Origin of the sequence: Streptomyces sp. Je 1-79 (assembly GCF_025195125.1) — a bacterium.
Classification (GTDB): domain Bacteria; phylum Actinomycetota; class Actinomycetes; order Streptomycetales; family Streptomycetaceae; genus Streptomyces.
This window is the reverse complement of the sequence record NZ_JAMGSL010000019.1, coordinates 57,342-74,191: the sequence shown is the minus strand read 5'-3', so window position 1 is coordinate 74,191 and position 16,850 is coordinate 57,342. Positions and strand designations below refer to the sequence as shown.

General features: G+C 70.7%; 18 protein-coding genes and 2 pseudogenes. 16 read left to right on the top strand and 4 right to left on the bottom strand.

All coding sequences use genetic code 11. The annotated features are described in order from the left end of the window. Positions 1 to 8: 8 nt before the first annotated feature. The 6 genes from ribH (at position 9) to M5362_RS30605 (ending at position 4,872) form a co-directional block, all read left to right on the top strand. A complete protein-coding gene (gene ribH, locus M5362_RS30630; protein ID WP_260231098.1) occupies positions 9 to 494 on the top strand; it encodes a 6,7-dimethyl-8-ribityllumazine synthase in 486 nt (161 codons plus the stop codon). 35 nt (positions 495 to 529) lie between these two features. Further along, positions 530 to 802 (top strand): phosphoribosyl-ATP diphosphatase, encoded by a 273-nt coding sequence (locus tag M5362_RS30625; RefSeq protein WP_260231097.1) that lies wholly within the window; start codon positions 530 to 532, stop codon positions 800 to 802. Between the two features lie 76 nt (positions 803 to 878). Further along, a complete protein-coding gene (hisG, locus tag M5362_RS30620; RefSeq protein ID WP_260231096.1) occupies positions 879 to 1,727 on the top strand; it encodes an ATP phosphoribosyltransferase in 849 nt (282 codons plus the stop codon). A gap of 30 nt (positions 1,728 to 1,757) precedes the next feature. Further along, positions 1,758 to 2,210 (top strand): PH domain-containing protein, encoded by a 453-nt coding sequence (locus M5362_RS30615; RefSeq protein ID WP_260231095.1) that lies wholly within the window; start codon positions 1,758 to 1,760, stop codon positions 2,208 to 2,210. Between the two features lie 227 nt (positions 2,211 to 2,437). Beyond that, positions 2,438 to 3,778: a hemolysin family protein gene (locus tag M5362_RS30610; RefSeq protein ID WP_260231094.1), complete on the top strand. Its 1,341-nt coding sequence runs from the start codon at positions 2,438 to 2,440 to the stop codon at positions 3,776 to 3,778. Further along, positions 3,775 to 4,872, top strand: a complete 1,098-nt coding sequence (locus tag M5362_RS30605) for a hemolysin family protein (protein WP_260231093.1) — start codon at positions 3,775 to 3,777, stop codon at positions 4,870 to 4,872. The genes M5362_RS30610 and M5362_RS30605 overlap by 4 nt, the downstream gene beginning before the upstream one ends. A 117-nt stretch (positions 4,873 to 4,989) precedes the next feature. Here M5362_RS30605 and M5362_RS30600 read toward each other — a convergent pair whose 3' ends face one another. Both M5362_RS30600 and M5362_RS30595 read right to left on the bottom strand, forming a co-directional pair. Further along, positions 4,990 to 6,894, bottom strand: a complete 1,905-nt coding sequence (locus M5362_RS30600) for an AAA family ATPase (RefSeq protein WP_260231092.1) — start codon at positions 6,892 to 6,894, stop codon at positions 4,990 to 4,992. A 376-nt stretch (positions 6,895 to 7,270) separates the two neighbouring features. After that, positions 7,271 to 7,894 (bottom strand): uridine kinase, encoded by a 624-nt coding sequence (locus M5362_RS30595; RefSeq protein WP_260231091.1) that lies wholly within the window; start codon positions 7,892 to 7,894, stop codon positions 7,271 to 7,273. Positions 7,895 to 8,099: 205 nt separating this feature from the next. Here M5362_RS30595 and M5362_RS30590 point away from each other — a divergent pair, with 205 nt between their 5' ends. Further along, positions 8,100 to 9,458, top strand: a complete 1,359-nt coding sequence (locus M5362_RS30590; RefSeq protein ID WP_260231090.1) for a peptidase C39 family protein — start codon at positions 8,100 to 8,102, stop codon at positions 9,456 to 9,458. A gap of 213 nt (positions 9,459 to 9,671) precedes the next feature. On the opposite strand, the gene M5362_RS30585 is transcribed toward M5362_RS30590, so the two are convergent. Continuing rightward, on the bottom strand, positions 9,672 to 10,145 hold the full coding sequence (locus M5362_RS30585) for a hypothetical protein (protein WP_260231089.1): 474 nt from the start codon (positions 10,143 to 10,145) through the stop codon (positions 9,672 to 9,674). Positions 10,146 to 10,273: 128 nt separating this feature from the next. Here M5362_RS30585 and M5362_RS30580 point away from each other — a divergent pair, with 128 nt between their 5' ends. From M5362_RS30580 to M5362_RS30540, 9 genes and pseudogenes are all read left to right on the top strand, one after another. After that, positions 10,274 to 11,590 (top strand): hypothetical protein, encoded by a 1,317-nt coding sequence (locus tag M5362_RS30580; RefSeq protein WP_260231088.1) that lies wholly within the window; start codon positions 10,274 to 10,276, stop codon positions 11,588 to 11,590. 10 nt (positions 11,591 to 11,600) lie between these two features. After that, positions 11,601 to 11,750 (top strand): hypothetical protein, encoded by a 150-nt coding sequence (locus M5362_RS30575; protein WP_260231087.1) that lies wholly within the window; start codon positions 11,601 to 11,603, stop codon positions 11,748 to 11,750. Positions 11,751 to 11,836: 86 nt separating this feature from the next. After that, positions 11,837 to 12,223, top strand: a pseudogene (locus M5362_RS30570) (PCC domain-containing protein); the annotation flags it as partial. 69 nt (positions 12,224 to 12,292) lie between these two features. Then, positions 12,293 to 12,655 (top strand): restriction endonuclease fold toxin-2 domain-containing protein, encoded by a 363-nt coding sequence (locus M5362_RS33235; RefSeq protein ID WP_260231086.1) that lies wholly within the window; start codon positions 12,293 to 12,295, stop codon positions 12,653 to 12,655. Between the two features lie 32 nt (positions 12,656 to 12,687). After that, complete coding sequence (locus M5362_RS30560) at positions 12,688 to 13,134, top strand: hypothetical protein (protein WP_260231085.1); 447 nt, start codon at positions 12,688 to 12,690, stop codon at positions 13,132 to 13,134. A 117-nt stretch (positions 13,135 to 13,251) separates the two neighbouring features. Further along, positions 13,252 to 13,993, top strand: a pseudogene (locus tag M5362_RS30555) (ARMT1-like domain-containing protein); the annotation flags it as partial. A gap of 573 nt (positions 13,994 to 14,566) precedes the next feature. Then, on the top strand, positions 14,567 to 14,719 hold the full coding sequence (locus M5362_RS30550) for a hypothetical protein (protein WP_260231150.1): 153 nt from the start codon (positions 14,567 to 14,569) through the stop codon (positions 14,717 to 14,719). A 75-nt stretch (positions 14,720 to 14,794) separates the two neighbouring features. Next, the gene (locus tag M5362_RS30545; RefSeq protein ID WP_260231084.1) at positions 14,795 to 14,941 is read left to right on the top strand and encodes an SCO1431 family membrane protein; all 147 of its coding nucleotides are present in this window, start codon (positions 14,795 to 14,797) and stop codon (positions 14,939 to 14,941) included. Positions 14,942 to 15,197: 256 nt separating this feature from the next. Next, on the top strand, positions 15,198 to 16,370 hold the full coding sequence (locus tag M5362_RS30540; protein ID WP_260231083.1) for an acyl-CoA dehydrogenase family protein: 1,173 nt from the start codon (positions 15,198 to 15,200) through the stop codon (positions 16,368 to 16,370). Here M5362_RS30540 and M5362_RS30535 read toward each other — a convergent pair. Then, a complete protein-coding gene (locus M5362_RS30535) occupies positions 16,333 to 16,632 on the bottom strand; it encodes a hypothetical protein (RefSeq protein ID WP_260231082.1) in 300 nt (99 codons plus the stop codon). The two genes, M5362_RS30540 and M5362_RS30535, sit on opposite strands and share 38 nt — an antisense overlap. Positions 16,633 to 16,850: the final 218 nt, after the last annotated feature.

Genomic DNA, 16,850 nt, shown 5'->3' with positions numbered 1-16,850 from the left:
GGAGAGACATGAGCGGCAAGGGCGCACCCGTCCTCAGCGTGAAGAACTGCGGCGACCTGCGGGTGGCCGTGATCGCGGCCCAGTGGCACGAGAAGATCATGGACGGACTGGTCGACGGCGCGCTGCGGGCCCTGCACGAGCTCGGCATCGACGAGCCGACCCTGCTCCGCGTCCCCGGCAGCTTCGAGCTGCCGGTCGTGGCGAAGGTCCTCGCCGGGCGCGGCTACGATGCCATCGTGGCGCTCGGCGTCGTCATCCGCGGCGGAACGCCGCACTTCGAGTACGTGTGCCAGGGCGTCACCCACGGCCTCACCCAGGTCTCGATCGACACCGGTGTACCCGTCGGATTCGGCGTCCTGACCGTGGACAACGAGGAGCAGGCCCTGGACCGGGCCGGCCTCGAGGGGTCCCGCGAGGACAAGGGCCACGAGGCCGTCACCGCCGCCGTCGCCACCGCGACGACGCTGCGCACGGTCAGCGAACCCTGGCGCTAAGTGCGTGCCCCTTACCCCGTACTCTTAGGACCATCATGGCGAACAAAACCTTCGAAGAGCTCTTCGCCGAGCTCAAGCTCAAGGCCGAGAACGGCGACCCCGCCACCTCCCGCACCGCGGAACTGGTGGAGAAGGGCGTCCATGCCATCGGCAAGAAGGTCGTCGAAGAGGCCGCCGAGGTCTGGATGGCCGCGGAGTACGAGGGCAAGGAAGCCGCCGCCGAGGAGATCTCGCAGCTGCTGTACCACGTCCAGGTGATGATGGTCGCCCGCGGGATCTCGCTCGACGACGTCTACGCCCATCTCTGACGCGCGACACCCTCGCGACCTCCGAGCGCACCGAAACACCCTCCCCGAAACTCCTCAGGCAAAGGAAGCCCCTCCCATGCTGCGCATCGCCGTCCCCAACAAGGGTTCACTGTCCGGACCTGCGTCGGCGATGCTCCATGAGGCCGGCTACCGCCAGCGCAAGGAGTCCAAGGAGCTCGTGGTCATCGACCCCGAGAACGAGGTGGAGTTCTTCTACCTGCGCCCGAAGGACATCGCGATCTACGTGGCCTCCGGCAAGCTGGACATCGGCATCACCGGCCGTGACCTGCTGCTCGACTCCGGAGCCAACGCCGAGGAGATCCTCCCGCTGAACTTCGGCCGGTCGACCTTCCGCTACGCCACCCGGCCGGGAACCGCGAAGGGTCCCGAGGACTTCAACGGCATGACGATCGCCACCTCGTACGAGGGCATCGTCGCCAAGCACCTCGCCGACCAGGGGATCGACGCGTCCGTCGTCCACCTCGACGGCGCCGTCGAGACCGCCATCAAGCTGGGCGTCGCCCAGATCATCGCGGACGTCGTCGAGACCGGCACCAGCCTGCGCAACGCCGGCCTCGAGGTCATCGGCGAGCCGATCCTCACCTCCGAGGCCGTGGTGATCCGCCAGGCCGGCGCCGACACCGAGGACGCCCGGGTCCAGACCTTCCTGCGCCGCCTCCAGGGCGTCCTGGTGGCCCGCAGCTACGTGATGATGGACTACGACTGCCGCGCCGAGCACCTGGAGCAGGCCGTCGCCCTCACCCCCGGCCTGGAGTCGCCGACGATCTCGCCCCTGCACAACGAGGGCTGGGTCGCGGTCCGGGCGATGGTCCCGGCCAAGGAGGCCCAGCGGATCATGGACGACCTGTACGAGCTGGGTGCCCGCGCCATCCTGACGACGGCCATCCACGCCTGCCGCCTCTGACGGCACGGCACCGACACACCGAGGAACACGATGTCCGAGGCCCCGACGCCCGCCCTGCCGGTCACCTTCAGGCCGGGCCGCACCCGTGCGGTGCTGCTGACGGTGGGGACGGTGATGTTCGTCGTCATCACCGCCGTCGCGCTGATGCTGGAGAAGCTCGGCCCCGGAGAGCGGGCCAGCTTCGTCTTCACGGCGGCCCTCTTCCTCGGCATCCTCGTGCTGCTCAGCCGCCCCAAGGTCGTCGCCGACGACGACGGCGTCACCGTCGTGAACATCACCCGGACACGCCGACTCGCGTGGGCGGAGATCCTGCGGGTCAACCTGCGCCCCGGGGACGCCTGGGTCTTCCTCGACCTGAGCGACGGCACGAGCCTGCCGGCGCTCGGCATCCAGCCCGGCATCGCCCGGGAACAGGCCATCCGCGACGCCCGCGCCCTGCGGGCCCTGGCCGAGACCCGCGGTACGGGACCCGAGGCGAGCTGACGCGGACGGGCCTCGCGGGTCCCCCATACGGGGCCGACCCCCTGCCCCGCGGACGGTCCGCGTGACTACTCTGGAGGCGGTGGTGCCGAGCGGCACCACCGCCTCGCGTGTGCAGGGCCGCTTGCCGCGGCCCGCGGGGCCACCCTGCGACCCGAGGAGTGACTCCCTCCGGCAATGGACGGATCGTCCGGTAGTACCTGCGCCGCCCCCTCCGCGGAGGCGGCGGCATGATCATCCCTCTTCTTCTGCTCGCCGCAGCCTTCCTCCTGATCCTCGCCAACGGCTTCTTCGTGGCGGCCGAATTCGGTCTCGTCACCGTGGAACGCCCCGAGGCCGAACGGGCCGCGGCCGCCGGTGACCGGCGCGCCCGCACCGTCGTCAAGGCGCTCGGCGAGCTGTCCTTCCAGCTCTCGGGCACCCAGCTCGGCATCACGATCACCTCCCTCGTCGTCGGCATGCTCGCCGAGCCCGCGCTCGCCCGGCTCCTCGACGGGCCCCTCACCGCCACCGGACTGCCCGAGGGCGCCGTCTCCGGTGTCGCGGTGGCGATCGGCATGCTGCTCGCCTCCGCCGTTCAGATGGTGGTCGGCGAACTCGTCCCGAAGAACTGGGCGGTCTCCCGGCCGCTCCAGGTGGCGCGGTTCGTGGCGGGGCCGCAGCACCTCTTCGCCTCCCTCTTCCGGCCGGTCATCGCCCTGCTGAACCGGGTCGCCAACCGGCTCGTCCGGCTCCTGGGCGTCGAGCCCACCGAGGAGCTCGACTCCGTCCGTACTCCCGGCGAGCTGGTCGCGCTGGCCCGGCACTCGGCCCGGGCGGGGGCGCTGGAACAGGACACCGCAGATCTCTTCGTACGGACCCTGACGCTGGGCGGACTCACCGCGCAGCAGGCCATGACCCCACGGGTGCGGGTGAGCGCCCTCCAGTCGGACGCCACCGCCGCCGACGTCCTCAACCTCACCCGGGCGACGGGACTATCCCGGTTCCCCGTCTACCGGGAGCGCATCGACGAGATCGTCGGCATGGTCCACCTCAAGGACGCGCTCGCCGTGCCTCCGCACGAGCGGCTGCGCACGCCGGTCGGCCGTATCGCCGTGCCGCCGCTGCTCGTCCCCGAGACCCTGCCCGCCCAGGCGCTCCTGGAGCGGCTGCGGCGCGAGCAGCCGATCGCCGTGGTCGTCGACGAGTACGGCGGTACGGCCGGGGTCGTCACCCTGGAGGACATCGTGGAGGAGCTCGTCGGCGAGGTCCGCGACGAGCACGACACCGCCGCCGACGAGCGGCCCGAGCTGGCCGCCGCGGCCGCCGAGGACGGAAACCCCGCCTGGGAGGCCGACGGCTCCTGCCGGGTGCACACCCTGCACCGGATAGGACTCGACGTGCCCGACGGGCCGTACGAGACGGTCGCCGGGCTCGTCGCCGATCTCCTCGGCCGTATCCCCGCCCCCGGCGACCGCGTCGAACTCCCCGGCTGGCGGCTCCTGGTCCGCCAGGTCGACCACTATCGCGCCGAGCGGGTCCGGATCGTCCGAACGGCCGAGGTGCCGCAGGTGCCGGAGGCCGTCCGATGAGCCTGCTCCAGCTGCTGTTCGCCGTCCTGCTCGTGGTGGCCAACGGCTTCTTCGTCGGCGCCGAGTTCGCGCTCGTCTCCGTACGCCGCAGCCAGATCGAGCAACTCGGCGGGAAGCGGGCGCGGCAGGTCCTCCACGGCCTGGAGAACCTGCCCCAGATGATGGCGGCCGCCCAGTTCGGCATCACCGTCTGCTCCCTCACCCTGGGCGCGGTCGCCGAGCCGACCGTGGCGCGACTCCTCGAACCGGTCTTCCACGCCGTCGGCGTACCGGACGGGCTCATCCATCCGCTGGGGTACGTCGTGGCGCTGGCCGTGGTCGTCTTCCTCCACCTCGTGGTCGGCGAGATGGTCCCGAAGAACCTCGCCATGGCCGCGCCCGAGCGGACCGCGCTCTGGCTCAGCCCCGCCCTGGTGGGTTTCGCCCGGGTGTGCCGTCCCGTCACGCGCGCGCTGGGCGCGTGCGCCCGACTCGTCCTGCGGGCCTTCCACGTCGAGCCGAAGGACGAGGTGGAGGCGGTCTTCACCAGCGCCCAGCTCGGCCGGCTCGTGGAGGACGCGGGCCAGGCGGGACTGCTCGACCCGGTCGAGCAGGAGCGCCTGGAGGACGCCCTCGAGCTGGGCAGCCGTACGGTGACGGACGTCCTCATCGCCCCGTCGGCCCTGGTGACCGTTCCGCCGTCCGTGACCCCCCGCGAGATCGAGGAGCTCACCGTGCGGACCGGCTACTCGCGCTTCCCGGTGTGCGCCGAGGGGCGCGGGACGTACATGGGGTTCGTGCACGTCAAGGACGTCCTGGATCTGGAGGAGCGGGAACGGGCGGTGCCGCAGCACATCTGGCGCCCGATGGCGACGCTGCGGGCCGAGCTGCCGCTCGACGACGCGCTCACCGTGATGCGCCGTGCGGCGACCCACCTCGCCCAGGTCTCGGACGGCTCGGGCCGGGTGCTCGGCCTCGTGGCCCTGGAGGACGTGCTGGAGATGCTGGTGGGCGAGGTCCGCGACCCGGCGCACCGCATGCCGTCGCCCGCGGTCCCGGTGCGCATCCTCGCGGAGCCCCGCCCCGAGCGCGCGGACGGAGCCCTGACGGCCTGAGCCACGGTGATGCCCGTCGTGCCCTGCCTGTGGGTTCGGCGGGCGTCGCGCGTGGTCTGTGGGTTCGGCGGGCGTCGCGCGTGGTCTGTGGGTTCGGCGGGCGTCGCGCGTGGCCGCTCACGGACCTCCGGGGTCCTGCGGCCCTCGGCCCGACGGGCCGCGGCGGCCCGAGAGGACCTCGCCGTAGGCCTGCATCAGGTCGGCCAGGCGCAGGGTGGCCAGATCGTCGCGGGTGGGCGTTCCCAGGTAGCCGGAGAGCCGGAGGTCACGGTAGGCGCAGGACTTCTCGTACAGCGTGCGCAGGAAGCGGCCGTTGCCGAGCTCGTCGATCCAGCCCTGGTCGACGACATGGCCGCTGATCGAGCGCAGCTCGTCCAGCGCCTCCTCGTCCCAGCGGTCCCCGTTCGCCGCCGCGAGCACCTCACCGATGGCGGTGAGTTCGAGCGGACGGTACGAGGGGAAGTCGACCCGGGTCGTGAAACGCGAGGAGAGCCCCGGGTTGGTGGCCAGCAGCCGGTCCATGCCCTCCGGGTAGCCCGCGAGGATCACCACCAGGTGGTCCCGGTTGTCCTCGGCCCGCTTGAGGAGCACCTGGAGCGCCTCGTCCCCGTAGGCGTCGCCCTTGCTGTAGCCGGTGTTGGAGAGGGAGTACGCCTCGTCCACGAAGAGCACCCCGCCGATCGCCGAGTCGATCAGCTCGTTCGCCTTGACGGCGGTCTGCCCCAGGAACTCGCCCACGAGGTCCGCCCGTTGCGCCTCCACCAGATGGTCGCCGCCGAGGAGCCCGAGGGCGTAGAAGACCCGGCCGAGGATGCGGGCGACGGTGGTCTTCCCGGTGCCCGAGGGGCCCGAGAAGACAAAGTGACGTTTCGGTGGCTGCACGGGCAGGCCCTGCCCGGCGCGCAGCCGCGCCATCTCCAACTGCGCCGACAACGCCTTGACCTGCCGCTTCACCGGCTCCATCCCGACCATGCGCTCGAGTTCGGCGAGCGCCTGGGCGAGCAGGGCGGGGTCGGTGGGGCTCGCGGGGAAGCGCGGTGGCGCCGGCTGGGCGGGGACGGAGGCCTTCTGGCGCTCGACGTCGGGGGGCTCGGGCGGCCCGGCGGGAGGCGTCGGCGTCCCGGGCTCGCCGCCGAGCCGGAGCCCGTCGGAGGCCGGGCCGTCGAGGTCGGTCTGTGCGGTGTCGGCGGCCGCGTCCTGCCCGGCACCGCCGAGGGCCACCGTGGCGAGCCCCGCGGTGTCGTCCGGCCCCTCGAACCCGTCGTACTCGGTGATCGCCGCCAGCCGTGCGGCCGTGTCCATGAACGCCGGGTCGATCCGGTGCACCGCCCGGTAGAGCGGCAGCGCGGCGGCGCTCCGTCCGGTGCCCTCGTGGGCCCTGGCCAGCCAGTAGCGCAGTTCCTTGCGCTGCGGCTGTTCGCTGCGGCAGCGCATGAGGGCCGCCGAGAGCAGCGGCTCCGCCTGGCCGTACATCTCCAGCCGCACCCGGGCCATTCCGCCGAAGAGTCCGGCCTCGATCCCGAGCAGCGGATCGTCCACCAGTGTCTCGGTGTGCCGGACCAGTTGGTCCCAGTCCTTGACGAGATAGGACCGGCAGGCGTGCAGGAAGCGGACCTGCGGATCGGTGTCGACCGGCGGCAGCCCGGCCAACGCCCGGTCCAGCTCCGGCACATGGCGGCCGTCGAGCCAGTGCGAGGCGTGCGCGAGCAGGAGATCGCGCGGGCTCTCCAGCACGGGCTGGACCCACCAGCCGAGCCAGTACCAGGAGTTGAGGGTCCTGCGGTGGCGTGTGCGCTGTTCGCCGAACCGGTCGCGGTTGCGGTACATCCTCAGCAGCGCGGTGGTGGTGTCCACCCGGAGCGCGTGCAGCCCGAGCCAGGCGTCCGCCATGCCGGGATCGATCCGTACCGCCGTTCGGAACTCTTCCTCGGCCTGCGGGTAGGCGCCCATCGTGTAGGCGTCGACTCCCCGCAGCCAGGCGAGCTCGGCCGGGGCCTGTCCGCCCTGCGTGCCGATGTCCATCGGGTCCCCCACAAAACGTGCCCCCGTTGCTGTCCCGGCGGGCGGGCGCCCGCCGGAAACCGTACAGAACCGCCTTCTCGTGGACGGGAATTGACCCCACCGAAGGGCATCGTACCTGCGCAGAGGGGGCGCGACGAAGGAGAAGTACATGATCCGGTGGCCGTTACCCTGGGTAAACGTCAGGGGCGGCGAGCGGCCGGAGAAAGGGATGATCGGGGCAGAACGAAGCCCCCGATCACGGGGGAACAACCGGGGGCTTCGCGTCTGCGGCGGCTTCGGAAAGCCGCACATTGAGAACGTAGGACCTGTACGCCCCTTGGGTCAAGCGGAGTTGAGGTACTTGCGGAAGTGGCCTTCCGGCTACTCATTTCCGCGCTTATAGGCCTTCACTCTCCGTGATGATCTGGTGCGGGCCCGCTGTCACGGCAGGCCCGGAGAGCCACTCGTACCCCTCTGGACACTCCCGTACCAGCGTGTCGGCGAAGGGGCGCGAAGGGTCCTCGGAGAAATGGCGAGTCTCCGCCACCGTCCAGTCGTCCCAGAACTCCGACTGCGCAGGTCCGTCCCGGTGCCGGCCGCGCGCCCAGGACTCCTCGGGGCCCCGCTCCATCCAGAGAAGAGCGGCGAGAGACGGGCGCAGCGCACGCCGCCCCGCGCCCACACCCTCGACGAGAACCACGGGAGCCGGCGGCAGCTCCCGGGGTGCGCCGAAGGTCCGCAGATTCCAGTCGTACGGGTGATAGCGCGCGATCTCGCCCCGGGAGAGGGGCGTGATCACCTGGTCCCGCATCCGCTCCGTCCAGGCGAACAGCTCCTCGTGGCTCGCGAGGTCGTCGAGGTGGAGGACGGGCGCGCCCAGCCGGGCGGCGAGCCGCCCGGCGAGGGTCGACTTGCCCGAGCCCGCGTGGCCGTCCACCGCGATCAGCCGGACCGGTCCGCAGGAGGGCGGCAGGCCGCGCAGCGCGTCGGCCGCGCGGTCGAGGTCGGTCCCGTGGGTCATGGGGCCAGCGTAACGAGGGCGGCCGGAGGCGCCGCAGGTCAGGGGCGTGACGGTGCCAGTGGTGGAGACCAATATTGGTCGGGCGACGCGTGCCGAATCGCTGGCAGAACCGCTCCGCGAGCCGCGATAGTGGTCCCCACCTCGCGCCCGTCCGTCCGCTCGGCGCCGTCGTTCCGTCGCTCTCGACTGGGGGTCGTCACCGCTCATGGCCAACTCCACCCCGCGCAGAACCGTCCTCGCCGCGGCCCTCGCCGCCGTCGCCGGCACCTCCGTGGCCTCCACCGCACCGGCCGCGGCCGCCGCCGCGGGCGTCCGGGGCCACGCGCCCGCACCCGCGCTCGTCGACCAACGCTCCTGGGTCTCCTTCACCGACTGGCGCGGCGGCGACCGCGCCGGCACCCGGGCCGTCGCCGGGCGCCGCCCCGGTCTGGTGATCGGTACGCCCGCCGGGGTCACCGACTACGCCGACCCGCACACCGGTACGACCTCCACCTGGGAGTACGCGAGCTGGACCTCCCCGGTCCACGCCTCCCCGGTCCCCGCCACGGAGGTCATCGCCTCCTGGAACGCCGACACCCCGCCCGGCACCTGGATCCAGATCGAGCTGCGCGGCACCTACAGCGACGCCACCGCCACCCCCTGGTACGTCATGGGCCGCTGGGCGGCCGGCGACGGCGACATCCGACGGACCTCGGTGGACGACCAGAGCGACGGCAAGAGCTCGGTGTGGACCGACACCTTCTCCGTCGACGACCCCGCGAGCGGGCTCCGTCTGAACGCGTACCAGCTGCGGCTGACCCTGTACCGGGCGCCCGGCACCGAGCTCACCCCCCTCGTGTGGCGGCTCGGCGCGATGGCGTCCGACATCCCCGACCGCTTCACCGTGCCCGCCTCCACGCCCTGCCTCGCCCGCGAGCTGCACGTCCCGCGCTACTCGCAGAACACCCACGTCGGCCAGTACCCGGAGTACGACAACGGCGGCGAGGCCTGGTGCAGCCCCACCTCCTCGCAGATGATCGTCGAGTACTGGGGGCGCCGTCCGAGCGCCGAGGACCTCGCCTGGGTCGACCCGGCCTTCGAGGACCCCCAGGTCTGCCACGCGGCGCGCTTCACCTTCGACCACCAGTACGAGGGCTGCGGGAACTGGCCCTTCAACGCCGCCTACGCCGCCACCTACCCCGACATGAACGCGGTCGTGACCCGCCTGCGCTCGCTCACGGACCTGGAGACCCTGATCCGGGCGGGGATCCCGGCCATAACGTCACAGTCCTTCCGCAAGGAGGAGCTGACCGGCGCCGGATACGGCACCTCCGGCCACCTCATGACCGTGATCGGCTTCACCGCGGACGGCGACGTGATCGCCAACGACCCCGCCTCACCGAACAACGAGGCGGTGCGCCGGGTCTACAAGCGGCGCGAGTGGGAGAACATCTGGCTGCGTACGAAGCGCTACGACGCAAACGGCAAGGTCAGAAGCGGTACGGGCGGTGTCTGCTACGTCTTCTGGCCGGTCAAGTCAGCACCAAGTCAGCACCGAGCGCTGCGGTCGCTCGGCCTGGTGTGAGCATGTGCGGCCCGACGGTCGTCTCGACGACCTGACGGCAGCGCTCCTGGCCGTCCTGCGTGAGGTGGCCGTACCGGTCCACCGTGACCTTGATCGAACGATGTCCGAGCCAGCGAGACACCTCGTGAATGGACACTCCGTTGGTCAGGGCCGCGGTGGTCCATTTTTTGCGCACGTCGTGCGTTCCGGATCGGAAGCCCGTCGATGAACGGCTCAAGGGAAGCGGGCACGGGTATGTGGCGCCCGCTCGCCTTCTTTCTGATGTTTCAACGGGGCACATTTCGGCGTGTACTTTCCGGAGGCATCCTTGTAGCGAATCACCTGCCGCCGAATTCGCAGGGTGCCGTCGCGCATGTCCTCCGGGAAGACTCCCAGAGATTCCCCTATGCGAAGTCCACAATACGGCATGAGCGATATCGCCGGAGACAGGCGAGGTCCGATCTCCTTGGCGATGGCGGTTATCTCGTCGAAGCTGGGAAATTTCCTGTCGTCGACAGGAATGACAGGGTTCTCCAGCTTCTCGGCCTGCGTCATGGAATTCACGGGAATCCGCCTGTGGCGCACAGCGTGAGAGAACAGCGCCGAGAGGGCTATGTGCCGGGACTCGATGGTGTTGAGGGCGGCCACGTCCCGGCGCCAAGGTGCGTACAGACCCTCGATGTCTGCCGCAGTGACCTGCGAGATCATCTTGGTCCCCAGGTGGGGGCCACGTGGAGGCGGACGATGCGCTCGTACGATTCAAGGGTTCCGGCGGAAGAGGTCTTCTTCGCGAGCCAGTCGTCCGCGTCCCGGCGGAGCGACACCTTGCCGGCGTCGTGGTCGACGTAGATGTTGCGGTACTTGCCACACTCGGGTACTCCACGTACGCCTACCCAGACGTCCACGACCAGGCATTCGGTGACTTCCTGCGCGCCCACGCCGATGCCCTTCTTGACCGACTGCGCGAGCACTACGCGGCCGTCGCCGACGAGGGCGGCGACTTCTTCCGCCACATGGTGGCCCGCGGGCTCCACGACCTCCGGCCGGACCCGGACTGGCTGTCCCGGTTCATGACTCCGCCCCCGGAGGTGATGCGCGGCAGAGTCCGGGAGTGGCTGCGCCAGCACGGCGCCAACGACGACTTGGAGCGGCCGGGGCTCCTCCAGCCCGTCGACCGGCTCCGTGAACGCAACGCGTCCGCGGTCGACGCGCTCGTGGCGCGCCTGATCCCCCTTGTGGAAGCCTGGTGCCGGCGCCAGAACGTCGAGCCTCCGACCGGCTGGCGCGGTGCCGTACTCCTCGAGTCCAAGAGCTGCGTCGAAAGGTCAGGGCTGGGTGACCTGGTGACACTGAGCGAGGACCAACTGCTCGACGCCGTGGAGCGCGCCGTGGGGTGGCCGGACGGCATGCCGAAGACTGCGGACCCCACCCGGCTGAGCCTGACCCCGAAAGATCTGGCGTACGCGACGAAACGACCCCAGAGCTCCGGCACCACGAACGGCGCCGCGCCCCGCACGATCACTATCGGGGACGATGAGGTCACGGTGGGACGCGATCAGCTCTCCGCCATCGCGGACAGGGCGGCGCGGTCGGTCGGCGAATCCTTCCTCGTCCAGAGCGGCAGAGTGCGCCTCGACGCCGTCGCGGGTGTACCCCGGCCACGCACAGGAACCAGTTCCCCCAAGCCGCGCATCGTTGTTGCGAAGATGAACCAGACCAACGAGGACCAGCGATCGGCCATCGGCCTCGTCGGCGAAGTGGCGGCCCGCGCATGGCTCCAGCGCCGGTATCCGAACGTGCGCTGGACGTCCGGATACGCCGCGGTCGTCAACGGCGACCGCGATGCGTCCGATGCCCTCGGGTACGACTTCGAGGTCGAATGGCGCGGCACCACCCGGCTCTTCGAGGTGAAGGCGCTGAGCGAACCGCCCGCCGAGCGGGTGGAGTTCGAGCTCGGACCTTCCGAGGTGGACGCGGCACGCCGCCACGCACGCGACAGTCGCTACCGCATCCTGCTGATCACCTCGTCCCTCGCCCCCGAGGACCGCGGGGTCTTCGAGCTGCCGAACCCCTTCTCCGCACAGGGGCGTGACCGGTTCAAGATCGTGAGCCGAGGACTGCGCTACCAGTGCTCCCCCCTCGCGAGGGGGTAGGCCTTCTCCTGTGGGCAGGCAGCCCCTCCTCGGCCGCGGGCTCATCGATGCCGGAGACCTCGGCCCGTACCAGGCGAGGCTCCTGCTGCGGGCCCTGCTCGCCCAGGGCGCCGACGGGGCGACTGTCCGCGAGACCTTCACCACCGCCTCCGCCCGCTGATTCCACCCATCAGGAGACACCCGCGCATGCGTGCTCACGAGCTGACCTTCGGCGTCACCGTCGACTACGGGTAGGACTTCTTCGAGGCGCTGTCCACCCTCTGCCGGGACAACGGCGTACGGCAGGGCTACATCCCCTCGTTCATCGGTGCCTTCGCGGAGGCCGAGATCGTGGGTGCCTGCGAGAAGCTCGCGGACCCGGACGCACCGGTCTGGGCGAAGACGTACGTCACCAACGTCGAGGCGTTCGGCGCCGGCACCCTCGCCCATGACCCCGCCACCGGCGGAATCCTCCCGCACAACCACGTCTCCGCCGGCCTGAAGGCCCAGTCGGCCGACGGCAGGACGAGTCACCTCCGCAGTGCCAAGGTCCAGTTTCTCAGCGAGCTGCTGATCGTGGAGGTCACGTCGCCCACGATGACCCGGCCTAGGAACCCCGACCTCTACGACGTTCCGCTGCTCACGTTCGGCTGAGTGGCAGGAGCCGCCTGAGCCAGGAGTGAGCAGGTGCGATCACGCTGATCGCGTTGGCCAGCCAGGCGCGTGCGGAAGCGTCGAGCAGCGGCAGCACCGCTTCGAAGTCGATCTCGTCTTTCTCCCGGGTCGCCTTCGCCTTGTAGAAGAGCTGGACCTCGGGCGCGAGATCCGGGATGCCCGCCTCGCTGGTCCGCCCGAGTCGGTCGCTCGCTCGACGAACTCCGCGCGAACCACCAGTCCGGCAAGAAGGACTTCCTGTACGACAAGGACCGCAAGGAGCTCACGAAGTACAACGCCGCTCTCAACGACCCGCGCAACAAGGAGATGCGGGGTGTGGAGACGGTCACCAACAACGCTGATTCCATGGCCTACTGGCGCGTGATGATGGCGGCCTACGGCGTCAAGGGCTACGCCCGATACGTACCCTGACCAACGGCAGCACACGACGAGGGAGCGAGCGCGTGGACGCGTCCGAACTGGCCGAACTCCGCACTATGTACGTCTTCGGCCCCGCCGAGGGTTCCACGTGGAGCCTGACCTACGAGGGTATCGAGGCCAAGCTGCGCGAGCGGGAGACGGATACGTTCATCCGTATCGATGAGGGGGACGAGGGCCCCGTTCGCGGGTCCGTCATGCACTTCGGCATCACGGTCGGCGAGGAGAAGCTGGAGGGCATGGCCAAGCTGTCCCCGGAAGGCATCGCCGTCGAGGAGTGCACGGCCCTTGCCGCAGCGGGGTTCGTCAAGTGGTTGTGGGGCAGCGTCGTCCCGGACGGCAGCAGCATCACCTTCAACACGGAGTGGGGTCTGGAAGCCGATCTGCCGGACGCGCTCGTGCCCCATGTCCCCCGTCCACGCCTGGTGGCCACCTTCCTCGCTCATCTCGAAGCCACCGGCGGTCTGGACTGACAGCGGACATGCCCTCGGGGATCATGGCCGCGTGAGCGACGTGCGAAGGGCCTCGGCGCCACGACAGAGAAGACCCCGCGCGCCTTGGGCGAAGAGGCTGTTCGCGAGGTCGGCACAGTGGGTGCGGCCGTCGTCCTGGGCAACGAGCCCGGCTCGTTCGCCTGGGGTGTGCTGGCCCAGCGCCACCCTGCCCTCATCCAGCAGGTACGAGACGCCTTCCCATACGACCGCCGACAGCACAAGGCCCTCGACGCCCTGCTGGACGAGATCACCAACGGTGTGATCGAGCCGCTTGCCCCCGAGGAGTTGCGGGCCCTCGACACGCTCGCGAGCCGCCCCGGCTGAGGAGCGGGCCACGGCCCTCCTGCAAGCCTCGCTCTGGGGCAACCGCGCAGACCTCGGCTTCCGGGTCTTGAAGGGGGAACCGGCAGTGGCTGACGCCGCAGTCGCGGCGCTGGTTGCCGACGACAGCGCCACGCTGTGGCAGCTCCTGCCCGTCGGCACCTCGGGCACCGCAGCCGTGGTGGGCGACAACGCGGGACGTGAGCTGATTCCCGACCTCGTCCTCATCAACCACCTCCTGGCACACGGGCACGCCGAACGGGTGGTGCTTCACGTGAAGCCCTACCCGTACTACGTCTCCGACGCGATGACGGCGGACGTCGTCGACTGCCTCCGCCGCCTCCCCGAGGCGCCCGGTGAAACCGGCCGGATCGGCGGCCGACTCTGGAAGGCCATGGCCGCGGGAAGCCTGGAGGTCCGCACGCACCCGTTCTTCTGCGCCCCGCTGCCATACGAGGAGATGCCCGAGGACATGCGGAAGGAGTTCGCGGATGCCGAACTCACGATCCTGAAGGGGCGTTACGGAGGCAAGACAACGACCCACGATCTGGCGCAGGCTAGAGCAATCGTGGAAATCCAGAAGCAGGCCAAACAGATTGGCGTGAGTCTGCAGATTGTAATGAATATGCACATCGCTGGAGCGAACAGCAAGGACTGCATGTATCCAGGGAGGCAACCAGGTGCTGATTGCTCCTACGGAAGACTCCGTAATCCTGCCCCCGGAAAGATTTCAAGGGCCGCTTCTCTGTATATGATCCGAAGACTACTAAGCGGCCGGCTGGCTCCTGAATGAAGGCACCCCGCCCTCGCACCACGCTGGGACCGCAGCCTGCCAGCCGGATACCTCCGCCAGCCTGCACCGACATCACGAGTTCAGCTTCAGTAGTGAGGAAGAGCGGCCGCACCAAGTGCCGGGCGCTGAGGCGTGCCGAGTCAACACGGATCCAGCACGACGCACCCGAACGGGCCGGAACGGACGCCAGCGGAAGTCAGCACCGGGTCAGCACCAGCGCTTCTGTGCTCGATTTGTCTCACGCAGCCCGAGCCTGTGACCTGCATGTTTGTGCGGGAGGGCGCCGTTTGGTAACCGGTGTCCTCCCATTTGGAGAACTGGCGCCGCACCAAGCGGTACAACGCGAGCGGCAACGTGGTGTCCGGCACAGGAGGGGTCTGCTACCTCTACTTCCCCGACCGGCCGACACCCGCGCAGCGCAAGGCCTTGGCGGCGGTCGGCATCCGCTGACCCGAACCGCGCGGCCCCGGGGGCGTGACCGACGTCTCTACCCCGGGGCCGTACCCGGCTGGCACTGTGGTCGCCATGACCGCCACCACCCACTCCGCCGCCCGCTCCCGTGCCCGCACCGGGGGCCCCAAGGACGACGGACCGAAGATCCTCGAGCACGTCCTCGGCTGGGCCCTCGTCGTCGTCCTCGCCATGTTCGTCACCCAGGCCGGACTGATGTGACCCCGTCTCCCCGGTGACGCGGCGCCGAGCCGTGTGACGGGGCCTGTGTCCTCGTCTCCCCGGTGACGCGGCGCCGGCTCCTGAGGCGCCGGCCCGTGTGACGGGGGCCGCCGAACGGGCATACTCCCTGCGCCACGGGCGCCGGGCGCCCTCGCGCGCGACCCGCCGGGGGCAGCATCGGCGCAGCAGTGACCGACGGCGGCGCCGTGTCACCCGCGCGCACCGCCGCAGCGCCCGAGAGGGAGGATGCGTCGCCATGCCCGACCGCGCCCCGCACACCGTGGAACGCCGGCTGCCCACCGAAGAGGCCAGGGAGCTGTTCGCCCTGGTCCGTGAGATCGCCGAGCGGGAGATCGCGCCCCGCGCCTCCGAGGAGGAAGCGGCGGGCCACTTCCCACGCGAGCTCTTCTCGCTGCTCTCCTCCTCCGGCCTGCTCGGGCTCCCGTACGACTCCGAGTACGGCGGTGGCGACCAGCCCTACGCGGTCCATCTCCAGGTCCTCGAAGAGCTCGCCGCCGCCCGCCTGACCGTCGGGCTCGGCGTCAGCGTCCACTCGCTCTCCTGCCACGCCCTGGCGAACTACGGGACCCAGGAGCAGCGGTCCGCCCATCTGCCGGCCATGCTGGGCGGCGGCCTCCTCGGCGCGTACTGCCTCTCGGAGCCGGCCTCCGGTTCCGACGCGGCCTCGCTGCGGACGCGTGCGGTCCGGGACGGCGACCACTGGGTCCTCACCGGCACCAAGGCGTGGATCACCCACGGCGGGATCGCCGACTTCTGCGCCGTCATGGCCCGGACGGGCGGCGAGGGCCCGAAGGGGATCACCGCGTTCCTGGTCCCCGGCGCCGCCGAGGGGCTGAGCGCGGCCGCGCCCGAGCGGAAGATGGGCATGAAGGGCTCGCCCACCGCGCAGCTCCACTTCGACGGCGTACGGGTCCCCGACGCGCGCCGGATCGGCGAGGAGGGGCAGGGGTTCGCGATCGCCCTGTCCGCCCTGGACTCCGGGCGTCTCGGGATCGCGGCCTGCGCCGTGGGGGTCGCGCAGGCCGCGCTCGACGCCGCCGTCTCGTACGCCGGGGAGCGGCGGCAGTTCGGCCGGCCGATCGCTGACTTCCAGGGGCTCCGCTTCCTGCTCGCGGACATGGCCACCGGGATCGAGGCGGGCCGGGCGCTCTACCTGGAGGCGGCGCGCCTGCGCGACGAGGGCCGGCCCTTCGGACGGCAGGCGGCCATGGCGAAGCTCTTCTGCACGGACGCGGCCATGCGGATCACCACGGACGCGGTGCAGGTCCTCGGCGGCTACGGCTACACGGCGGATTTCCCCGTCGAGCGGTACATGCGCGAGGCGAAGGTGCTGCAGATCGTCGAGGGCACGAATCAGATCCAGCGGATGGTCATCGCACGCCACCTTGTCGGACCAGAGACCCGCTGACGAGCGTGCCGCTCACCCCGCTCACGCGCACGGTGCGGTCCGCCCACACCGGGGCGGCGGTCAGTCGGTTCCACTCCTGGTCGGTACGACCGGGCAGCGTGCGGCCGTGGCTGGCCCACTGGCTGATCAGCGCCTTGTAGATGGGCGGGTCGGAGGTGGGCGCCGGAGGCGGCTGAGGCGGCTGCGGAACCGATTCTTCAAGGCGCGGCTCGGCGAGGCGCCGCCGTCCGCTGCCGATGGGGGCGGTGTACAGCGAAGTCATGCCCGGCACAACGCGACCCGCCCGGCCGGGGTCACCGCCAGACGGATTCGAGGAGGCGTTCGGGAGCTACCCGGGCCCCGGTCCGGGAGCCGCCCGAGCCCCGATCCGGGAGCTACCGGGGCCCCGGTTCGGCAGCCGCCCAGACCCCGGTTCGGGAGCCGCCCGGGCCCGTCCGGCTGCCGCGCCCGCCCGATCGGTGGCCGCACGACTCTGGCCCC

Excerpts from the sequence above, each read along its gene's own strand:
- ribH (WP_260231098.1), top strand. The coding sequence starts at position 9 with ATGAGCGGCAAGGGCGCACCCGTCCTCAGCGTGAAGAACTGCGGCGAC.
- M5362_RS30625 (WP_260231097.1), top strand. The coding sequence starts at position 530 with ATGGCGAACAAAACCTTCGAAGAGCTCTTCGCCGAGCTCAAGCTCAAG.
- hisG (WP_260231096.1), top strand. The coding sequence starts at position 879 with ATGCTGCGCATCGCCGTCCCCAACAAGGGTTCACTGTCCGGACCTGCG.
- M5362_RS30615 (WP_260231095.1), top strand. The coding sequence starts at position 1,758 with ATGTCCGAGGCCCCGACGCCCGCCCTGCCGGTCACCTTCAGGCCGGGC.
- M5362_RS30610 (WP_260231094.1), top strand. The coding sequence starts at position 2,438 with ATGATCATCCCTCTTCTTCTGCTCGCCGCAGCCTTCCTCCTGATCCTC.
- M5362_RS30605 (WP_260231093.1), top strand. The coding sequence starts at position 3,775 with ATGAGCCTGCTCCAGCTGCTGTTCGCCGTCCTGCTCGTGGTGGCCAAC.
- M5362_RS30600 (WP_260231092.1), bottom strand. The coding sequence starts at position 6,894 with ATGGACATCGGCACGCAGGGCGGACAGGCCCCGGCCGAGCTCGCCTGG.
- M5362_RS30595 (WP_260231091.1), bottom strand. The coding sequence starts at position 7,894 with ATGACCCACGGGACCGACCTCGACCGCGCGGCCGACGCGCTGCGCGGC.
- M5362_RS30590 (WP_260231090.1), top strand. The coding sequence starts at position 8,100 with ATGGCCAACTCCACCCCGCGCAGAACCGTCCTCGCCGCGGCCCTCGCC.
- M5362_RS30585 (WP_260231089.1), bottom strand. The coding sequence starts at position 10,145 with ATGATCTCGCAGGTCACTGCGGCAGACATCGAGGGTCTGTACGCACCT.
- M5362_RS30545 (WP_260231084.1), top strand. The coding sequence starts at position 14,795 with ATGACCGCCACCACCCACTCCGCCGCCCGCTCCCGTGCCCGCACCGGG.
- M5362_RS30540 (WP_260231083.1), top strand. The coding sequence starts at position 15,198 with ATGCCCGACCGCGCCCCGCACACCGTGGAACGCCGGCTGCCCACCGAA.
- M5362_RS30535 (WP_260231082.1), bottom strand. The coding sequence starts at position 16,632 with ATGACTTCGCTGTACACCGCCCCCATCGGCAGCGGACGGCGGCGCCTC.